The following is a 16,105-nucleotide window of genomic DNA, read 5'->3' on the forward strand; positions in this document are numbered from 1 at the left end:
GGTTCGGCGCTTCGTGGTTCGGTGCTTCGGGGTTCGGTGCTTCGGGGTTCGGTGCTTCGGGGTTCGGTGATCGGGAACCCGTGAGGCGCGAGCGGCGACTGCGTTTCCCGGGGGACGACCCCCGGACCTCCGGCCGAGAAGACAGCTTGATCCGTCCAAGTGGGAACCTGCGGAGCACTCGCGGTGTATGAAAAGTAGAACCTGCCGCGTCGAAGGGATCCTGATCGTGCAACGTCGAGCTGTGACGGCCATGTTGGCCGCGGCCACGCTCCTGGTGACGGCCGGGTGCTCCTCGGGGGACGGGGAGGAGTCGGGCGGCGGCGGGAGCACGTCTCCGAGCAGTTCGGAGCCCGGCGCCTCGGCCCCGGCCTCCGGGCAGGCTGCCGAGGAGACCCCGCCCGCCAAGGGCTCCGTGAAGGTCCTGCGGACCGTCACCGAGGGTCTGAAGAGCCCCTGGGGCCTGGCACCGCTGCCCGAGGGCGGCCTCCTGGTGTCCTCGCGGGACGAGGGCACGATCACCCGGGTCGACGAGAAGACGGGCAGGAAGACCGAGCTGGGTTCCGTGCCCGGAGTCGCCCCCGCCGGCGAGGGCGGCCTGATGGGCCTGGCCCTCTCCCCTTCGTACGCGTCGGACCACATGGTCTACGCGTACTTCACCTCGGACTCGGACAACCGCATCGTGCGCATGCTGTACGACGCGAAGAAGCCGTCCGGTGAGCAGTTGGGAGCGCCCGACACGGTGTTCAGGGGCATCCCGAAGGGCACCAACCACAACGGCGGCCGGATCGCCTTCGGCCCGGACAAGATGCTGTACGTGGGCACGGGCGAGACCTACGTCACCGAACTGGCCCAGGACAAGAAGTCCACCGGCGGCAAGATCCTCCGTCTGACCCCGGAGGGCGAGCCGGCCCCGGGCAACCCGTTCAACTCGCCGGTCTACTCGTACGGCCACCGCAATGTGCAGGGCCTCGCCTGGGACTCCAAGCAGCGCCTGTTCGCCTCGGAGTTCGGCCAGGACACGTGGGACGAGCTGAACCACATCAAGCCGGGCGACAACTACGGCTGGCCGGAGGCGGAGGGCCAGTCCGACGACTCCAAGTACCACAACCCGATCGACCAGTGGAGCACCGACGAGGCCTCCCCCAGCGGCATCGCCTACGCGGAGGGCTCCATCTGGATGGCGGGGCTGCGCGGCAAGCGGCTGTGGCGCATCCCGCTCAACGGCACGAAGGAGTCGGCGGACCCCCAGTCCTTCCTGGAGGACGACTACGGCCGCCTGCGCACGGTGGTCTCGGCGGGCGGCAACAAGCTGTGGCTGGTGACGAGCGAGACGGACGGCAGGGGGACCCCGGGGTCGGGGGACGACAAGATTCTGGAACTGGAGGTCACGTAGGGCACCCGAAGCAGGGCGTCTATTCGGGAGCTTCCTCGGGAGTGGGGGCCGGATCCGGAACTGTGGCCCGGGCCTGGTCCGGAGTGGGGACCGGGTCCGAATCGGCCTCAGCCTCGGGCTCGGGCTGCGTCGGCAGGCGGACGATCACCTTGCCGGAGGCAAGGTCTATCGGGCCTCGTCCGGGGTCCCCGTCGTTCAGGTCCACGCGGGTCAGTTCCAGCCGCTTGCGTTCCTCGTCGGTGTGCTTGCGGCCTGGTGCGAAAAGCTCCTCGATCATGTTGAACACGGTGCCTCCCTCGACCCTGGGTCTCTTACAGCGTAGACCTCACGGAGTGGATCCCACTGGGTGGATCCGTCTGCGTACCCCTGTCCGCGTGGATCTCACCCGGCCGTCCGGGCGCCGGCCGGGTGGGGCGGGAACAGCCGCATCCGGTGTGCGAGCGCGGCCGCCTCGCCGCGGCCGGAGACGTTGAGCTTGCCGAGGATGTTGGAGACGTGGACGCTGGCCGTCTTCGGGGAGATGAAGAGCTCCTCGGCGATCTGGCGGTTGCTGCGACCGGCGGCGACCAGTCGGAGGACGTCGCGCTCGCGGCTGGTCAGACCGAGTGCCTCGACCGGGTCGGCGGGAGCGGGGGCGGACCGCTCGGGAGCGCGGGCGAGGGTGAGACGGGCGCGCTGGGCGAGCAGGGCGACGTCATCGGCGAGCGGGCGGGCGCCGAGGTGGTCGGCCACGGCGCGGGCCAGCCGCAGCAGTTCCGTGGCGCGGTCCCGCTCCTCCTCGCCGCCTCCGGAGGCGAGCAGGGACTCCGCGAGCCGGTGCCGCACCCGCGCGAGGTCGTACGGGCGCTCAAGGGGCTCGAAGGCGGTGACCGCCTCGGACCACTCGTCCGGTGTGTCCCGGCCCTCGGCGCGCAGCAGTTCGGCCCGCACCCAGTGCTCGTAGGCCTGCCAGACGGGCACGTTCGTGGCGAGGGACTTGGCTGCCTTGCGCAGGCGCTCCAGGACGTCGGGGCGGCCCTGTTCGGCGACGGGCAGTCCGCGGGCGTCGGCCTCCGCGGTCGCGGCGGTGAGCAGCAGGGGCCAGGCGTAGCGCTGGGTGCCCGGCGGGAAGCCGGTGCTCAGGGCATCGTCCAGTTCGGCACGGGCGTCGAGGAGGCGGCCCTCGGCGGCGGCTATGCCGATCGCGAGGGTGGTCAGCGGCAGCGCGTGCTGGGGCACGGTGTCGTGGGTGCCGAAGTGCTCCCGTGCGGCGGCCAGTTGGCGGCCGGCCTCGGGCAGGTCACCCCTGGCGCGCGCGAGGTGGGCGTGGAGGGTGGTGCGGAAGCCGCGGGGCTTGGCGCTCTGGCCGACGCGGTCCGAGTTGAACCCGGCCGCACCCGCCTCGTCCCAGCGGCCCAGGGAGAAGAGGGACTCGGCGAGATTGCCCCACACCCAGGCCTCGGTGTCCAACAGACCGAGTCTGCGGGCCAGTTGGACCCCTTCCTCAAGGATCCGGACGGCGTCCTGGGAGCGGCCGATGCCTTCCAGGTGGGAGGGGAGGTTCACATGGGCGCGGCCCACCACATAGGCGGCGCCGATCTCCCCGGCCCGCTCCTTGACCTCGTGCACCTCGGCGAGCCCCGCCTCGATGTCGCCCGACTCGACGAGGAGGCCGCCAAGAGTGAGCCGCGCGTTCAGTTCGATGTCGCGGGCGCCCACCATCCGGGCGTACTCCACGGCGCGCTCGGCGGCCTGGAGGGCTGCCGGTCCCGGCCTGTGCATCATCGACCAGTTGGCGACATTGGCGAGGACGTCGGCGTGCACCTCGGACGGCGGCAGCCCTCGCACCAGCTCCTGGGCCGTGGCGAGTTCCTTCCACCCGTCGCCGCGGGCCACCGCCTCGACGAGACGGGAGCGCTGGATCCAGAACCAGGCCGCGCGCAGCGGATCGCCGTCGTCCCCCAGGAGGTGCAGGGCCCGCTTGGTGATCTTGAGGGCGCGCTCGCGCTCCCCGCCGAACCGGCCCGCGACGGCGGCCTCGGCCATCAGGTCGAGGTAACGCAGCGGTGTGGTGGCCGGGTCGCAGCCGCACGGGGGGTAGACCTCGGTGTAGTCGACGGGCCGCAGGTCGGCGCGTACGGAGTCGGGGGCCGTGTCCCAGAGCTCCATCGCCCGCTCCAGGAGCCGTAGTTGCTCCGAGTAGGCGTGCCGGCGGCGGGCCGCGACGGAGGCGTCGAGGACGGCCGGCAGGGCCTTGGCCGCGTCGTGCGCGTGGTACCAGTGGCTGGCCAGACGGGCGGCTCGCTCGTCGGCCGGGACGAGCGTGGGATCGGCCTCCAGCGCTTCCGCGTACCGGCGGTTGAGGCGGGAGCGCTCGCCGGGCAGCAGGTCGTCGCCGACGGCCTCGCGCACCAGGGAGTGGCGGAAGCGGTAGCCGTCCCCGTCGGATGTCGCGAGCAGGATGTTGGCGCCGACGGCGGCCCGCAGCGCCTCGATGAGGTCGTCCTCGGAGAGCCGTGCCACGGCGGCGAGCAGCCGGTACTCCACGGTGGAGCCGCCCTCGGCGACGATCCGGGCGACCCGCTGGGATCCTTCGGGCAGGCTCTCGACGCGGACGAGGAGCAGATCGCGCAGGGAGTCGGTGAGGCCGGTGCGGCAGCCGTCGTGGGCGGCCACGGCCAGCTCCTCGACGAAGAACGCGTTCCCGTCGGAGCGCGTGAAGATCTCGTCGACCCGGGTCTGATCGGGTTCGGAGGCGATGATTCCGGCGATCTGGCGGCCGACCTCGGCGCGGCTGAAACGGCCGAGTTCGATACGGCGGACGGTGCGCAGCCGGTCGAGTTCGGCGAGCAGGGGGCGCAGCGGATGGCGGCGGTGGATGTCGTCGGCGCGGTAGGTGGCGACGACGAGGAGGCGGCCGCTGCGGAGCGTGCGGAAGAGATAGGCGAGGAGGTGGCGGGTCGAGGCGTCGGCCCAGTGCAGGTCCTCCAGGAGGACGACGACCGGGCGGTCGGAGGCGACGCGCTCCAGCAGCCGGACGGTGAGTTCGAAGAGACGGGCCATGCCGTCCTCGTCGTGCCGCCCGCGTGAGGTGTCGCCCAACTCGGGCAGCAGCCGGGCCAGTTCCTCCTCCTGCCCCGCGGCCGCGGCGGCCAGTTCGTCGGGCAGGTGGCGGCGCAGGGCGCGCAGCGCGGTGGAGAAGGGCGCGAAGGGCAGGCCGTCGGCGCCGATCTCGACGCAGCCGCCGAGCGCCACGACGGCCCCCTCGCGACAGGCCGCGTTGGCGAACTCCTCAAGGAGCCGGGTCTTTCCGACACCGGCCTCACCGCCGAGCAGCAACGCCTGCGGCTCGCCCGCGGCGGCGCGGGCGAGCGCGTCGTTCAGCACGCCCAGCTCGTCGGCCCTGCCGACGAAGACCGGACTGACGGACCTGGTCTCCACAGCGCCGAGCATCGCACAGGGTTCTGACACAACGGCACTGGTTATCCCGGTCCTGCCCACACCTCCGGCCCTCCCCGGGCCCTCGGACCTGCGCACTTCCACGAACCCCCCGACGACCTCGGGCCTGCTCACAGCCTCGGACCTGCCCACGGCTACGAGCCTGCTCACGGCCTCGGGCTCACCCGCCGCTCCGAGCGTGCCCAAGGTCTCGGACCCGCCCACGACCTCAGGCTCACGCACGACCTCGGACGTGCCCACGGCCTCAGGCCCGCCCACAGCCGCAGGCTCACCCACGGCCTGGGACCTGCCCGCGACCTCGGACCCACCCACCGCTCCGGCCCTCCCCACAACCTCGGGCCCGCCCACGGCCTCGGACCTGCCCGCAGTCGCAGCCCCGCTCAAGACCTCGGGCCCGTCCGCGGTGGCGGACGGGCCCGAGGTCCCGGGGGGCGTGCTCACGACCGGGAGGGCGGTCACTGTGGCCCCGTCCCGCTGAGGGCGGCCGACCCCCGTACGGCCGCCCTCCCCCGCCCCGGCGCTCACGCGACGCGTGCGGACCGGGGCGTGCGGTGGCGCCGGCTATGCACCCGCCCCTCACTGTCGTCGCGGCCGGATCGCGCGGCCTCGCGGACCAGTCGGTAGTTGTCGGCCTCGCGGATCATCTCCGCGGTGCGGATCTGCTGGAGCTCGTACTCGAACATCTCGTACCCCTCGTGAAGTGTTGTTTCCGGCTTCGCTCTGTTGCGATGCCTCAACCTTCGTCTCCAAGGGGGGTGCGCCACATCGGGAGAGTTCCGCATCTTGAGCGCACGAAGGGCCTTAGTCCCGCCGTAAGTGGCCTACGGCGGGACTAAGGCCCCTCAGACGTGCGGTTCCTCAGCTCGTGGACGGCATGCCGAGCAGGATGTCGGAGTACTTGAGCGCGGCCAGCAGCAGGCCGACGACGCCGAGCGCGACACCCGCCCAGGCGACCGACTTGACCCACGGGGCCTGGGCCGGGATCCGGTCGGGGTTGCCGAACGCGGGCCGGGCCAGCACCACGACGCCGACGATCAGCGCGGTCAGCGCGAAGAACCCGGCGACCAGCGCGTTGGCGTTCCACGAGTCGGCGTACACCTGCTTGATCTGCTCGGCCACACCGGCGCCCTGCGCGGTCTCCAGCTGGCCGTACAGCGAGTCGCGCGCCTGCGCGATGGTGCCGACCCAGCTGCCGGTCAGCGAGACCACGCCCAGTCCGGCGGATACGACGGCGGCGGCACCCAGGCCCACGCCTGAACCGCGCTCGGCCGCGACCAGGGCCTCGTCGTCCTCGTCCTCTCCGAGGACCTCGGAGTCGGCCCGGTCGTCAGCCGCCTCGGCGGCCTCGGCCTCCTCGACCTCTCCGATCGCGGCCGTCTCGTCGCTCTTGCTGAGCTTCACGGCCTCCTCGTCGCGCTGTGCCTCGGTGCCGGTCTTGGCTCCGGCTTCGTCCTCTGTCTTGGTTCCCATGCTCCGCACCGTACGGACGCTGTCTGAGAATTTCTTAAAGATCCCAAGATCCTCACGCGCCGGGCGGCTTTTCGCCTTACTCGGCGCCCGTACGCCAACGTCCCGACCGCCGACATCACTGCCGGGAGGCCACCGGTACGGACGTCACTTCCAGGCACGCGCGCGTGCGGCACGCCACTCGGGCGCGAGCACCGACCACACTTCCAGGTTCTGGCGTACGCCCCGGTACGGGAAGCTCTCCCTGAGCACCCCGTCGCGGTTCATGCCCAGCCGCCGCGCCACGTTGATGCTCGGTTCGTTGGCGGCCGACGCCTGCCACTCCACGCGGTGGATGCCCCGCTCCTCGACCGCCCAGTCGATGAGGATCCGCATGCCACGCGTGACAAGGCCGCGTCCCACGCCGGCCGGCTCCAGCCAGCAGCCGACCTCGCAGGTGCCCCGCTCGGCGTCGAAGTGCAGGAACAGCACACCGCCGACCAGCTTCCCCTCCAGCCACAGCCCGTGCAGGCTGCCGGAGTCGGTGGCGCGCTTGTCGGCGTACGCCTGGAGGAGTTCCCTCGCGGAGTCGACGTCGACGGCCTTGGTCCCGAACGGAATGTGCTGCCCGATGAACTCGCGTCCCCGGTCGAGATGCGCCAGGAACTCCTCCGCGTGCCACGGCTCCAGGGGCCGCAGTTCGGCGCCGTCGTCACCCAGGGATATCGCGTACATCCTGCTGCTGCTCCTTCACGAGAACCTCCACGAGCGCGTCCTCGCGCGCTCCCGGGATCCTCGCACGGCCCTCGGCGTCGAGGGTACGGATTTCCGGCGGCTCGATGCTGATGCGCGGCAGGCGCCGGTCGAGCCAGCGGGGCAGCCACCAGTTGGCGCCGCCCAGCATGTGCATCAGGGCCGGCACCAGGAGCGTACGCAGCACGAAGGCGTCGAGGGCGACGGCCGAGGCGAGCGCTATGCCGAACATCGCGATGACGCGGTCGCCGCTGAGCACGAAGGCCAGGAAGACCGAGATCATGATCACTGCGGCGGAGTTGATCACCCGGCCGGTCTCGGCGAGACCCACGCGGACGGCCCGCCGGTTGTCGCCGGTCTCCAGCCACTCCTCGTACATCCTGCTGACCAGGAACACCTGGTAGTCCATGGAGAGCCCGAAGAGTACGGAGACCATGATCACGGGCAGGAAGGGTTCGATCGGGCCTGCGCGGCCGAGGCCCAGCAGTTCGCTGCCCCAGCCCCACTGGAAGATCGCGACGACGACTCCGAAGGAGGAGGCGACGGCCGCGATGTTCATCGCGGCGGCCTTCAGCGGGATGCCGATGGAGCGGAAGGCGAGCAGCAGCAGGACACAGCCGAGGCCGATGACGACGCCCACGAAGAGGGGCAGTTTGCCGACGATGACATCGGCGAAGTCGTCGTACCCGGCGGTCATGCCGCCGACCTGCAGGTCGAGCGTGGTCCCGGCCTCGGCCCGCGGCAGCACGTCGTCGCGCAGCCGGTCGACGAGATCGCTGGTCCGCTCGGACTGCGGCGAGGACGTCGGTACGACGCTGAGGTAGGCGGTGTCACCGGCGTTGTTGTACGTCACCGGGGTCGCCGTCCGAACACCCTCGGTCGCCCTGAGCGTGGCGTCGAGGTTGTCGAGGGCGACCCGGTCCTGGGCCCCGCCGACGTGTGTGACGAGGGTCAGCGGCCCGTTCAGACCGGGTCCGAAGCCTTCCGCGAGCAGGTCGTACGCCTGTCGCGTGGTGGCCGTCTCCGGATTGTTGCCCTGGTCGGAGGTGCCCAGGTGCAGGGAGAAGGTCGGGAGCGCGAGCAGGGCCATGACGGCCAGGGCCACGCCGCCGAGGATCTTGGGGTGCTTCTCGACGAAGGCGGACCAGCGGGCGGCGAGCCCGGTGGGGATCTCCGGCTGGGGGCCGTGCTCGTCCAGGCGGCGGCGCTCACGGCGGCTGAGGGCGCGCATGCCGATGAAGGAGAGGAGCGCGGGCAGCAGGGTCACGGAGGCCGCGACGGTGAGGACCACGGTGAGGGACGCGGCGATCGCGACGCCGTTGAGGAAGCCCAGCCGCAGTATGAGCATGCCGAGCAGGGCGATACAGACGGTGGCGCCCGCGAAGACGACCGCGCGCCCGGTGGTGGCCACCGCGTTCCGCGCGGCATCCTCGACGGAGAGTCCGCGTTTCAGGCCGCGCCGGTGCCTGGTCACTATGAACAGCGCGTAGTCGATGCCTACGCCGAGTCCGATCAGCATGCCGAGCATCGGCGCGAAGTCGGCGACGGTCATCGCGTGTCCGAGGAGCGCGATCCCCGCGTACGCCGTGCCCACGCTGACCAGGGCCGTGGCGATGGGCAGCAGTGAGGCGGCGAGGGAGCCGAAGGCGAGGAAGAGGACCACGGCGGCGACGATCACGCCGACGACCTCGGCGATGTGGCCGCCCGACGACTCGGTGAGGGCGACGGCCTGCCCGCCCAGCTCCACCTGGAGTCCGTCCGTCCCGGCTGCCTTCGCGGTGTCGACGACGGCCGTGGCCTCGCCCTGGTCGATGTCCTCGGCCGGGTCGTCGAAGGTCACGGTGGCGTAGGCCGTACGTCCGTCGCCGCTGATCTGGTCCGCGCCGTGGCCCTTGTACGGGCTGGCGACGGCGGCCACTCCGGGGAGGTCGGCGATCTTGTCGAGGGTGTGGCTCATGGTCTGCTCGACGTCCGCGGCACGGACCGTGCCGGCGGTGGTGTGCCAGACAACGGTGTCGCTGTCGCCGCCGAGGCCGGGGAAACCGTCCTGGAGGAGCTGGCTGGCGCGGCCCGATTCGGTGCCCGGCGCCTCGTAGTCGTTCGAGTACGCGGTTCCGGTGACGGCAGCGGCGGCGGTGATCCCGCCGAAGGCAAGGAGCCAGAGCAGTACGGCGACGAGGCGGTGCTGGACACACCAACGTGCTAGAGCTGCCACGGACGAGCTCCCTGGGTGTTTTGTGGATCTTTATCGGGAACTGCCCGCAAAGAACGCATGACCAATTCGTTATCACTCTTGCAGCCGAAAGTGATCGTTGGCCGCATTCGTGGGTTTACTCACAAGAGTGCGAGGCAGTTCACACGACAATCCAATGAACTCTGTCGCCCCACACGGCGTCCGCAGGCACACCGTCGGGGGGGTACATCGGTCCCGATGTACCCCCCGACGGACCTACACGCGGTAGGAGTGAGCGGCCTCGGAGACTTGTACGCATGAGACCGCGGCGGCGTTCAGCTCGCCCGCTCAGCAGGCGCCCCTTCAGGGGCGCGGGGAACTGCGCGCCCAGTCACGAACGGCCCGCACAGGACACACTCCCGCGGTGAACCGATTGACGGGGTCTGAGGGCGCAGCCCCCAGGACGAACGCCGAGGGGGCGCGCACCTGAAACTCAGGCGCACGCCCCCTCCGCAAGGCAAAGACCGAGGGCTCAGCCCTCGACCCCCAGCTTCTCCAGGATGAGCTCCTTGACGCGGGCCGCGTCGGCCTGCCCACGCGTGGCCTTCATGACCGCTCCCACAAGGGCGCCGACGGCGGCGACCTTGCCCCCGCGGATCTTGTCCGCGATGGCCGCGTTGCCGGCGATGGCCTCCTCGACGGCCGTCGTCAGGGCGCCCTCGTCAGAGACGACCTTCAGACCGCGCTTCTCGACGACCTCGTCCGGGGTGCCCTCGCCCTTGAGGACGCCCTCGATGACCTGGCGGGCCAGCTTGTCGTTGAGGGAGCCCTCGTTGACCAGGGCGGTCACCCGGGCGACCTGCTCGGGTGTGATGGCCAGCGCGTCCAGGGACACACCCGACTCGTTGGCCGTACGCGCCAGTTCACCCATCCACCACTTACGGGCGGAGGCCGCGTCGGCGCCCGCCGCGATGGTGGCGACGATGGAGTCGATGGCACCGGCGTTGAGGATCGACTGCATGTCGTGGGCGGTGATGCCCCACTCCTCGCGCAGCCGGTTGCGCCGGGCCAGCGGCTGCTCGGGCAGACCCGCGCGCAGCTCCTCGACCCACTCGCGGGACGGTGCGACCGGCACGAGGTCCGGCTCGGGGAAGTAGCGGTAGTCCTCCGCCTCCTCCTTCACCCGGCCCGAGGTCGTGGAGCCCGTGTCCTCGTGGAAGTGGCGGGTCTCCTGGATGATCGTTCCGCCGCCGTCGAGAACCGCGGCGTGCCGCTGGATCTCGAAGCGGGCGGCGCGCTCGACGGACCGCAGCGAGTTGACGTTCTTGGTCTCGCTCCGGGTGCCGAACTTCTCGCGGCCGTGCGGGCGCAGCGACAGGTTCACGTCGCAGCGCATCTGGCCCTGCTCCATGCGGGCTTCCGAGACACCGAGCGCCTTGATGAGCTCGCGCAGCTCGGCGACGTACGCCTTGGCGACCTCGGGAGCGCGCTCGCCGGCGCCCTCGATCGGCTTGGTGACGATCTCGATGAGGGGGATGCCGGCGCGGTTGTAGTCGAGCAGCGAGTGCGAGGCGCCGTGGATACGGCCGGTCGCGCCGCCGACGTGCAGCGACTTGCCGGTGTCCTCCTCCATGTGGGCGCGCTCGATCTCCACGCGGAAGACCTCGCCGTCCTCCAGCTGGACGTCCAGATAGCCGTTGAAGGCGATCGGCTCGTCGTACTGGGAGGTCTGGAAGTTCTTCGGCATGTCCGGATAGAAGTAGTTCTTCCGGGCGAAGCGGCACCACTCGGCGATCTCGCAGTGCAGCGCGAGACCGATCTTGATCGCGGACTCGACACCGACCGCGTTGACGACCGGCAGCGCGCCGGGCATGCCGAGGCAGGTCGGGCAGGCCTGCGAGTTGGGCTCGGCGCCCAGCTCGGTGGAGCAGCCGCAGAACATCTTGGTCTTGGTGCCGAGTTCGACATGGACTTCGAGGCCCATGACGGGGTCGTACGACGCCAGCGCGTCCTCGTACGACACCAGGTCAGTCGTGACAGTCACGGTGAAACATTCCCTCTCAGCCCAGCAGGACGTCGTCGTCACCGAGGCGCTTGAGCTCCCGGTAGATGATCGCAAGGCCGGTGACGATGGCGGCGGCGGAAACGGCGGCGTCGATGAGCCTCAGGGTGTCCCCGTCGCTGCGGGCCAGCTTGGCCTGCTTGGCGACGCTGATCGCGCCGAACGCCGTACTGCCGAGCGACAGGTACAGCCCCTTCTTCGACTTCTTGAAGTTCTTTGCCTTGTTGGCCGTAGCACTCACAACGACGGAGCCTCCTCGATCAGCGGGTGCCCCCAGCGTTCCACGAACGCTGCCTCGACAGCGGCACCGACCTTGTAGAGGCGGTCGTCCTGCATCGCGGGGGCGATGATCTGCAGGCCCACGGGCAGGTTGTCCTCCGGCGCGAGACCGCAGGGCAGCGACATCGCGGCGTTGCCCGCGAGGTTCGTCGGGATGGTGCACAGGTCCGCGAGGTACATCGCCATCGGGTCGTCGGCGCGCTCGCCGATCGGGAAGGCGGTGGTCGGCGTCGTGGGCGACACGATCACGTCCACCTGCTCGAACGCCTTCTCGAAGTCGCGCGTGATGAGTGTACGGACCTTCTGGGCGCTGCCGTAGTACGCGTCGTAGTAGCCGGAGCTGAGCGCGTACGTGCCGAGCATGATGCGGCGCTTGACCTCGTCGCCGAAGCCCGCCTCACGGGTGAGGGCGGTGACCTCCTCGGCGGAGTGCGTGCCGTCGTCGCCGGTGCGCAGGCCGTAGCGCAGGCCGTCGAAGCGGGCGAGGTTGCTCGAACACTCGGACGGGGCGATCAGGTAGTACGCCGAAAGGGCGAGGTCGAAGGACGGGCAGTCCAGCTCGACGATCTCGGCGCCCAGCTCCTTGAGGAGCGAGACGGACTCGTCGAAGCGCTGCACGACACCGGCCTGGTAGCCCTCGCCGCGGAACTGCTTGACGACACCGACGCGCATGCCTTCGACGCTGCCGTTGCGGGCGGCCTCGACGACGGCCGGGACGGGCGCGTCGATGGAGGTGGAGTCGAGAGGGTCGTGCCCGGCGATGACCTCGTGCAGGAGCGCGGCGTCGAGGACCGTACGGGCGCAGGGCCCGCCCTGGTCGAGGGAGGACGAGAACGCGACCATGCCGTACCGCGAGACGGCGCCGTACGTCGGCTTCACGCCGACCGTGCCGGTGACGGAGGCGGGCTGGCGGATGGAGCCGCCGGTGTCCGTGCCGATGGCGAGGGGCGCCTGGTAGGAGGCGAGCGCGGCGGACGAACCGCCGCCGGAGCCGCCGGGGATCCTCGTCAGGTCCCAGGGGTTGCCGGTGGGCCCGTACGCGCTGTTCTCGGTGCTGGACCCCATGGCGAACTCGTCCATGTTGGTCTTGCCGAGAATGACGACGTCGGCGGCCTTGAGCCGCTTGGTGAGCGTGGCGTCGTACGGCGGGATCCAGCCTTCGAGGATCTTCGAGCCGACGGTGGTCGGGATGCCCTCGGTGGTGAAGATGTCCTTGAGCGCGAGCGGGACGCCGGCGAGCGGGCCGAGCTTCTCGCCCTTCGCCCGCTTCTCGTCGACGGCACGGGCCTGGGCGAGCGCTCCGTCCCGGTCGACGTGCAGGAAGGCGTGCACCTTCTCGTCGACGGCCTCGATGCGCTCGAGGTGCGCCTCGGTGACCTCGACGGCGGTGAGTTCGCCGGCGGCGATGCTGGAGGCGATCTCCGCGGCGGTGAGCTTGATGATGTTGACGTTGCTGTCCGTCATGGTGATTAGTCCTCCCCCAGGATCTGCGGCACCTTGAAACGCTGCTGCTCCTGGGCCGGGGCGCCGGAGAGCGCCTGCTCGGGGGTGAGCGACGGACGGACCTCGTCCGCGCGCATGACGTTCGTCAGCGGCAGCGGGTGGGAGGTCGGCGGTACGTCTTGGTCGGCGACCTCGCTGACGCGGGCGACCGCGCCGATGATGTCGTCGAGCTGGCCGGCGAAGTGGTCGAGCTCTTCGCCCTTCAGCTCCAGACGCGCCAGCCGGGCGAGGTGGGCGACCTCCTCGCGCGTGATGCCAGGCATGCAGCGATCCTCAGGGGTGAGTGAGTGTGGTTTGGCCCAATCCTATGGGTCGCACGGGGATCCCCGTACATCGGTTTCCCGGGCACGGGTCGTTGGGGGACGCATGCGGGCGGTATGGGCCGTACGGGTCTCACGCGCCGCAGGACGGCCTGGACCGCCGCAGGACGGCCGGACGGCCGCCGACGGCGAGGACGCCCCACGGGAAACCTTCACCGTCTCAGGTACCAGTAACGGGCGGTGCGGGCGGGAAAGCGACAACCCACCGACCCGCACCCGAAGAACTACTCCTCAGCCGCCGCAGGCAACGCCGCGGGCAACGCAGCCTTGGGCCGCTGCCACCCCCGCGACCCCCGGGCGAGCAGCCACGCGGTGGCCTCCTCCGGAGGCATCGCCGCGGCGACGAGCCACCCCTGGACCGCGTCGCACCCGAGATCCCGGAGCCGCTCCCACGTCTCGTCGTCCTCGACCCCCTCGGCGACGACCACCAGCCCGAGCGAATGGGCGAGATCGATGGTGCACCGGACGATCTCGGCGTCCTCGGTGTCCACGGCGAGCCGGGCCACGAAGGACCGGTCGATCTTCAGCTCGCTCACGGGCAGCCGCCGCAGATGCACCAGCGACGAGTACCCGGTCCCGAAGTCGTCGAGCGACATCTTCACGCCGTGCCCGGTCAGCCCCGCCAGGGTGTCCGCGGCGCGCTGCGGGTCTTCGAGCAGCACGTGTTCCGTTATCTCCAGCTGAAGCGACCCCGCGGGAACCCCGTGCCGGGCGAGCCGCGCGGCGACCGAACCGGCGAACCCGGGCGTGTGCACGTCCCGCGGCGACACGTTGACGGCGACCGGCACCCGCAGCCCCCGGGCCCGCCAGCTCGCCACCTGGGCGAGCGCCGTCTCCAGCACGTACTCCGTCAGATGCGGCATCAGCCCGGACGACTCGGCGATGGCTATGAACTCGTCCGGCGGCACCTTCCCGCGCTCGGGATGCACCCACCGTACGAGCGCCTCGAGACCCGCCACCTGTCCGTCGAAGCGGACCTTCGGCTGGTAGTGCAGCTCGACGTCTCCCGCGTCGAGCGCCCGCCGCAGGTCCCCCAGCAGTCCGAGCCGGTCGGGGGTGTTGGAGTCCCGCTTGGACTCGTACACCTCCACGCCCGTGCGGTCGCGCTTCGCCTGGTACATCGCGACGTCCGCCCGCCGCAGCAGCCCCTCCGCGTCCAGCGCGTGATCGGGGAAGACCGCGAGCCCGGCGCTGGCCTCCAGGACGAGCGTCAGCCCGTCGAGGTCGAGCGGTGACCCGAGCGCGGCCACGAGATTGCGGGCGACCCGCGACGCGGACGTCGTCGAGTCGACGATGGGCAGTAACACGGCGAACTCGTCCCCGCCGAGCCGCGCGGCCTCCGCCCCGCGCGGCAGCGCCACCCGCAGCCGGTCCGCTATCTGCAGCAGCAGCCGGTCTCCGGCGAGGTGACCGAGCGTGTCATTCACGGCCCTGAAGCGATCGAGATCGATCAGCATCAGAGCGGAACGGGCCCCGATTCGTTCGGCGTCGTCCAGCGCCCGCCAGGTCCGTTCGAGCAGCCACTGCCGGTTGGGCAGTCCGGTGAGGGGGTCACGCAGTTGCTCCTCGGCCCGCGCCCGCGCTATCCAGAGCGTGGAGTCGAGAGCGATGAGGGGAACCGAGAAGAGCGGCAGCAGCACAGGGAGCGCGATCGCGACGACGCAGATCAGCGGGGCGATGCCGAGCAGCGCGACGGCGACCAACCCCTGTCTGACCAGGGCCGTACGGGCCACGGTCGGCAGTCCGGCCGTACGCGGCGCGTGGAGGTACCAGAGCAGCGCGCGGGAGACCACGAGATACGCCCCGGCCACCAACACCACCGAAGGTGCCGTGTAAACAGTCCAAGTCTCCGGTTTCCAGGGCGTCTCGACGGACGGCACCCGGCCGAACACCGCGAGCACCAGCGCCCCGGCACCGATGCCGAGGATGTCCACCGCGCCGTGCAGCACGCCCTGCCGCCAGCGATGACGACGGGCTATGCCGACGAGGACGACGACGGTGAGGCTGACCATCCCGGCGGGCACCCAGCCGTACAGCAGCAGCACGGCGAGGGTGAGCGCCGCGCCGGAGCCCGTGCCGCCCCACCAGCGGGAACGGCCGAGCGCGACCAGGTGGCCGACGATGATGCCGACCAGGACCGCGAGCGCCCAGCCGGTGGAACCGGACGGAAAGAGCGCGTGGTTCCCGGTGAACGCCCGGTAGAAGCCGGCGCCCAGGACGAACGCGGCCGACGTGATGACCGCCGTGGGCAGCGCGGGCCAGGACATCTGCTTCTCGGACTCGTGGCCCGGCATGTGGGACGGGGATCCGGGGACGGAGGTGAGGCGGCCCGGGCCGTGCCCGGCCGCCGCGCTGTACTGTCCGGCGGCGCGCACCTGGCCGCCCGGTCGCCCTGTCGGCCGTGCGACCCTGAGGCCCGCTCCGAACTCCCGGCTTCGCTCCAGCAAGGGGTGCCCCCATCGCCGCACGCCGGTCACCCAGCGCGGGCGCAGCCGTGAGTCCGGGGCGGCGCTCTCGGTCGGTTCCATTCCCGTCCCTCTCACAGCCGGCGGTGCCCACGCCACGCGGCCCGATGCCCGACTAACCCTCAACGGCACCGCGTCTGATAACCCTTCCCCAGAGCTCCTGAAGAGCAGGGGATGCCCCAACCGCAGCTGGGCACGGCAGGCGCACACCTCAACAGTAGGCCGCAGAAGGCTTCCACGGGCAGCGGTCGTCGACGGTTGCCCGAATGCGAC

Annotated in this window: 12 protein-coding genes; 1 reads left to right on the forward strand and 11 read right to left on the reverse strand. The window is 71.0% G+C overall.

Annotated features, from left to right (window positions below; genetic code table 11):
• Nucleotides 1-250: 250 nt before the first annotated feature.
• Entirely contained in the window at nucleotides 251-1,393 is a 1,143-nt protein-coding gene (locus OG718_RS18770; protein WP_373466369.1) for a PQQ-dependent sugar dehydrogenase, read from the forward strand.
• Between the two features lie 19 nt (nucleotides 1,394-1,412).
• Here OG718_RS18770 and OG718_RS18775 read toward each other — a convergent pair whose 3' ends face one another.
• From OG718_RS18775 to OG718_RS18825, 11 genes are all read right to left on the reverse strand, one after another.
• On the reverse strand, nucleotides 1,413-1,670 hold the full coding sequence (locus OG718_RS18775) for a DUF6191 domain-containing protein (RefSeq protein ID WP_328844645.1): 258 nt from the start codon (nucleotides 1,668-1,670) through the stop codon (nucleotides 1,413-1,415).
• A 104-nt stretch (nucleotides 1,671-1,774) separates the two neighbouring features.
• A complete protein-coding gene (locus OG718_RS18780) occupies nucleotides 1,775-4,825 on the reverse strand; it encodes a helix-turn-helix transcriptional regulator (RefSeq protein ID WP_328844646.1) in 3,051 nt (1,016 codons plus the stop codon).
• A gap of 527 nt (nucleotides 4,826-5,352) precedes the next feature.
• On the reverse strand, nucleotides 5,353-5,514 hold the full coding sequence (locus tag OG718_RS18785; RefSeq protein ID WP_328844647.1) for a hypothetical protein: 162 nt from the start codon (nucleotides 5,512-5,514) through the stop codon (nucleotides 5,353-5,355).
• A 175-nt stretch (nucleotides 5,515-5,689) separates the two neighbouring features.
• Entirely contained in the window at nucleotides 5,690-6,301 is a 612-nt protein-coding gene (locus OG718_RS18790; RefSeq protein WP_143640577.1) for a hypothetical protein, read from the reverse strand.
• Between the two features lie 144 nt (nucleotides 6,302-6,445).
• Nucleotides 6,446-7,012, reverse strand: coding sequence for a GNAT family N-acetyltransferase (locus OG718_RS18795; protein WP_143640576.1), 567 nt, complete (start codon nucleotides 7,010-7,012; stop codon nucleotides 6,446-6,448).
• Nucleotides 6,990-9,245 (reverse strand): MMPL family transporter, encoded by a 2,256-nt coding sequence (locus OG718_RS18800; protein WP_328844648.1) that lies wholly within the window; start codon nucleotides 9,243-9,245, stop codon nucleotides 6,990-6,992. Before OG718_RS18800 ends, OG718_RS18795 begins: the two co-directional genes overlap by 23 nt.
• A 490-nt stretch (nucleotides 9,246-9,735) precedes the next feature.
• Nucleotides 9,736-11,247, reverse strand: a complete 1,512-nt coding sequence (gene gatB / locus OG718_RS18805; RefSeq protein WP_143640574.1) for an Asp-tRNA(Asn)/Glu-tRNA(Gln) amidotransferase subunit GatB — start codon at nucleotides 11,245-11,247, stop codon at nucleotides 9,736-9,738.
• Between the two features lie 16 nt (nucleotides 11,248-11,263).
• A complete protein-coding gene (locus OG718_RS18810; RefSeq protein WP_055614821.1) occupies nucleotides 11,264-11,506 on the reverse strand; it encodes a hypothetical protein in 243 nt (80 codons plus the stop codon).
• A complete protein-coding gene (gatA, locus tag OG718_RS18815; protein ID WP_328844649.1) occupies nucleotides 11,503-13,008 on the reverse strand; it encodes an Asp-tRNA(Asn)/Glu-tRNA(Gln) amidotransferase subunit GatA in 1,506 nt (501 codons plus the stop codon). Before gatA ends, OG718_RS18810 begins: the two co-directional genes overlap by 4 nt.
• A 5-nt stretch (nucleotides 13,009-13,013) precedes the next feature.
• Nucleotides 13,014-13,310: an Asp-tRNA(Asn)/Glu-tRNA(Gln) amidotransferase subunit GatC gene (gene gatC, locus OG718_RS18820; protein ID WP_015036350.1), complete on the reverse strand. Its 297-nt coding sequence runs from the start codon at nucleotides 13,308-13,310 to the stop codon at nucleotides 13,014-13,016.
• A 281-nt stretch (nucleotides 13,311-13,591) separates the two neighbouring features.
• Nucleotides 13,592-15,895, reverse strand: coding sequence for a putative bifunctional diguanylate cyclase/phosphodiesterase (locus OG718_RS18825; protein WP_143640572.1), 2,304 nt, complete (start codon nucleotides 15,893-15,895; stop codon nucleotides 13,592-13,594).
• Nucleotides 15,896-16,105: the final 210 nt, after the last annotated feature.

Origin of the sequence: Streptomyces sp. NBC_00258 (assembly GCF_036182465.1) — a bacterium.
In the GTDB taxonomy this organism is placed as follows: Bacteria; Actinomycetota; Actinomycetes; order Streptomycetales; family Streptomycetaceae; genus Streptomyces.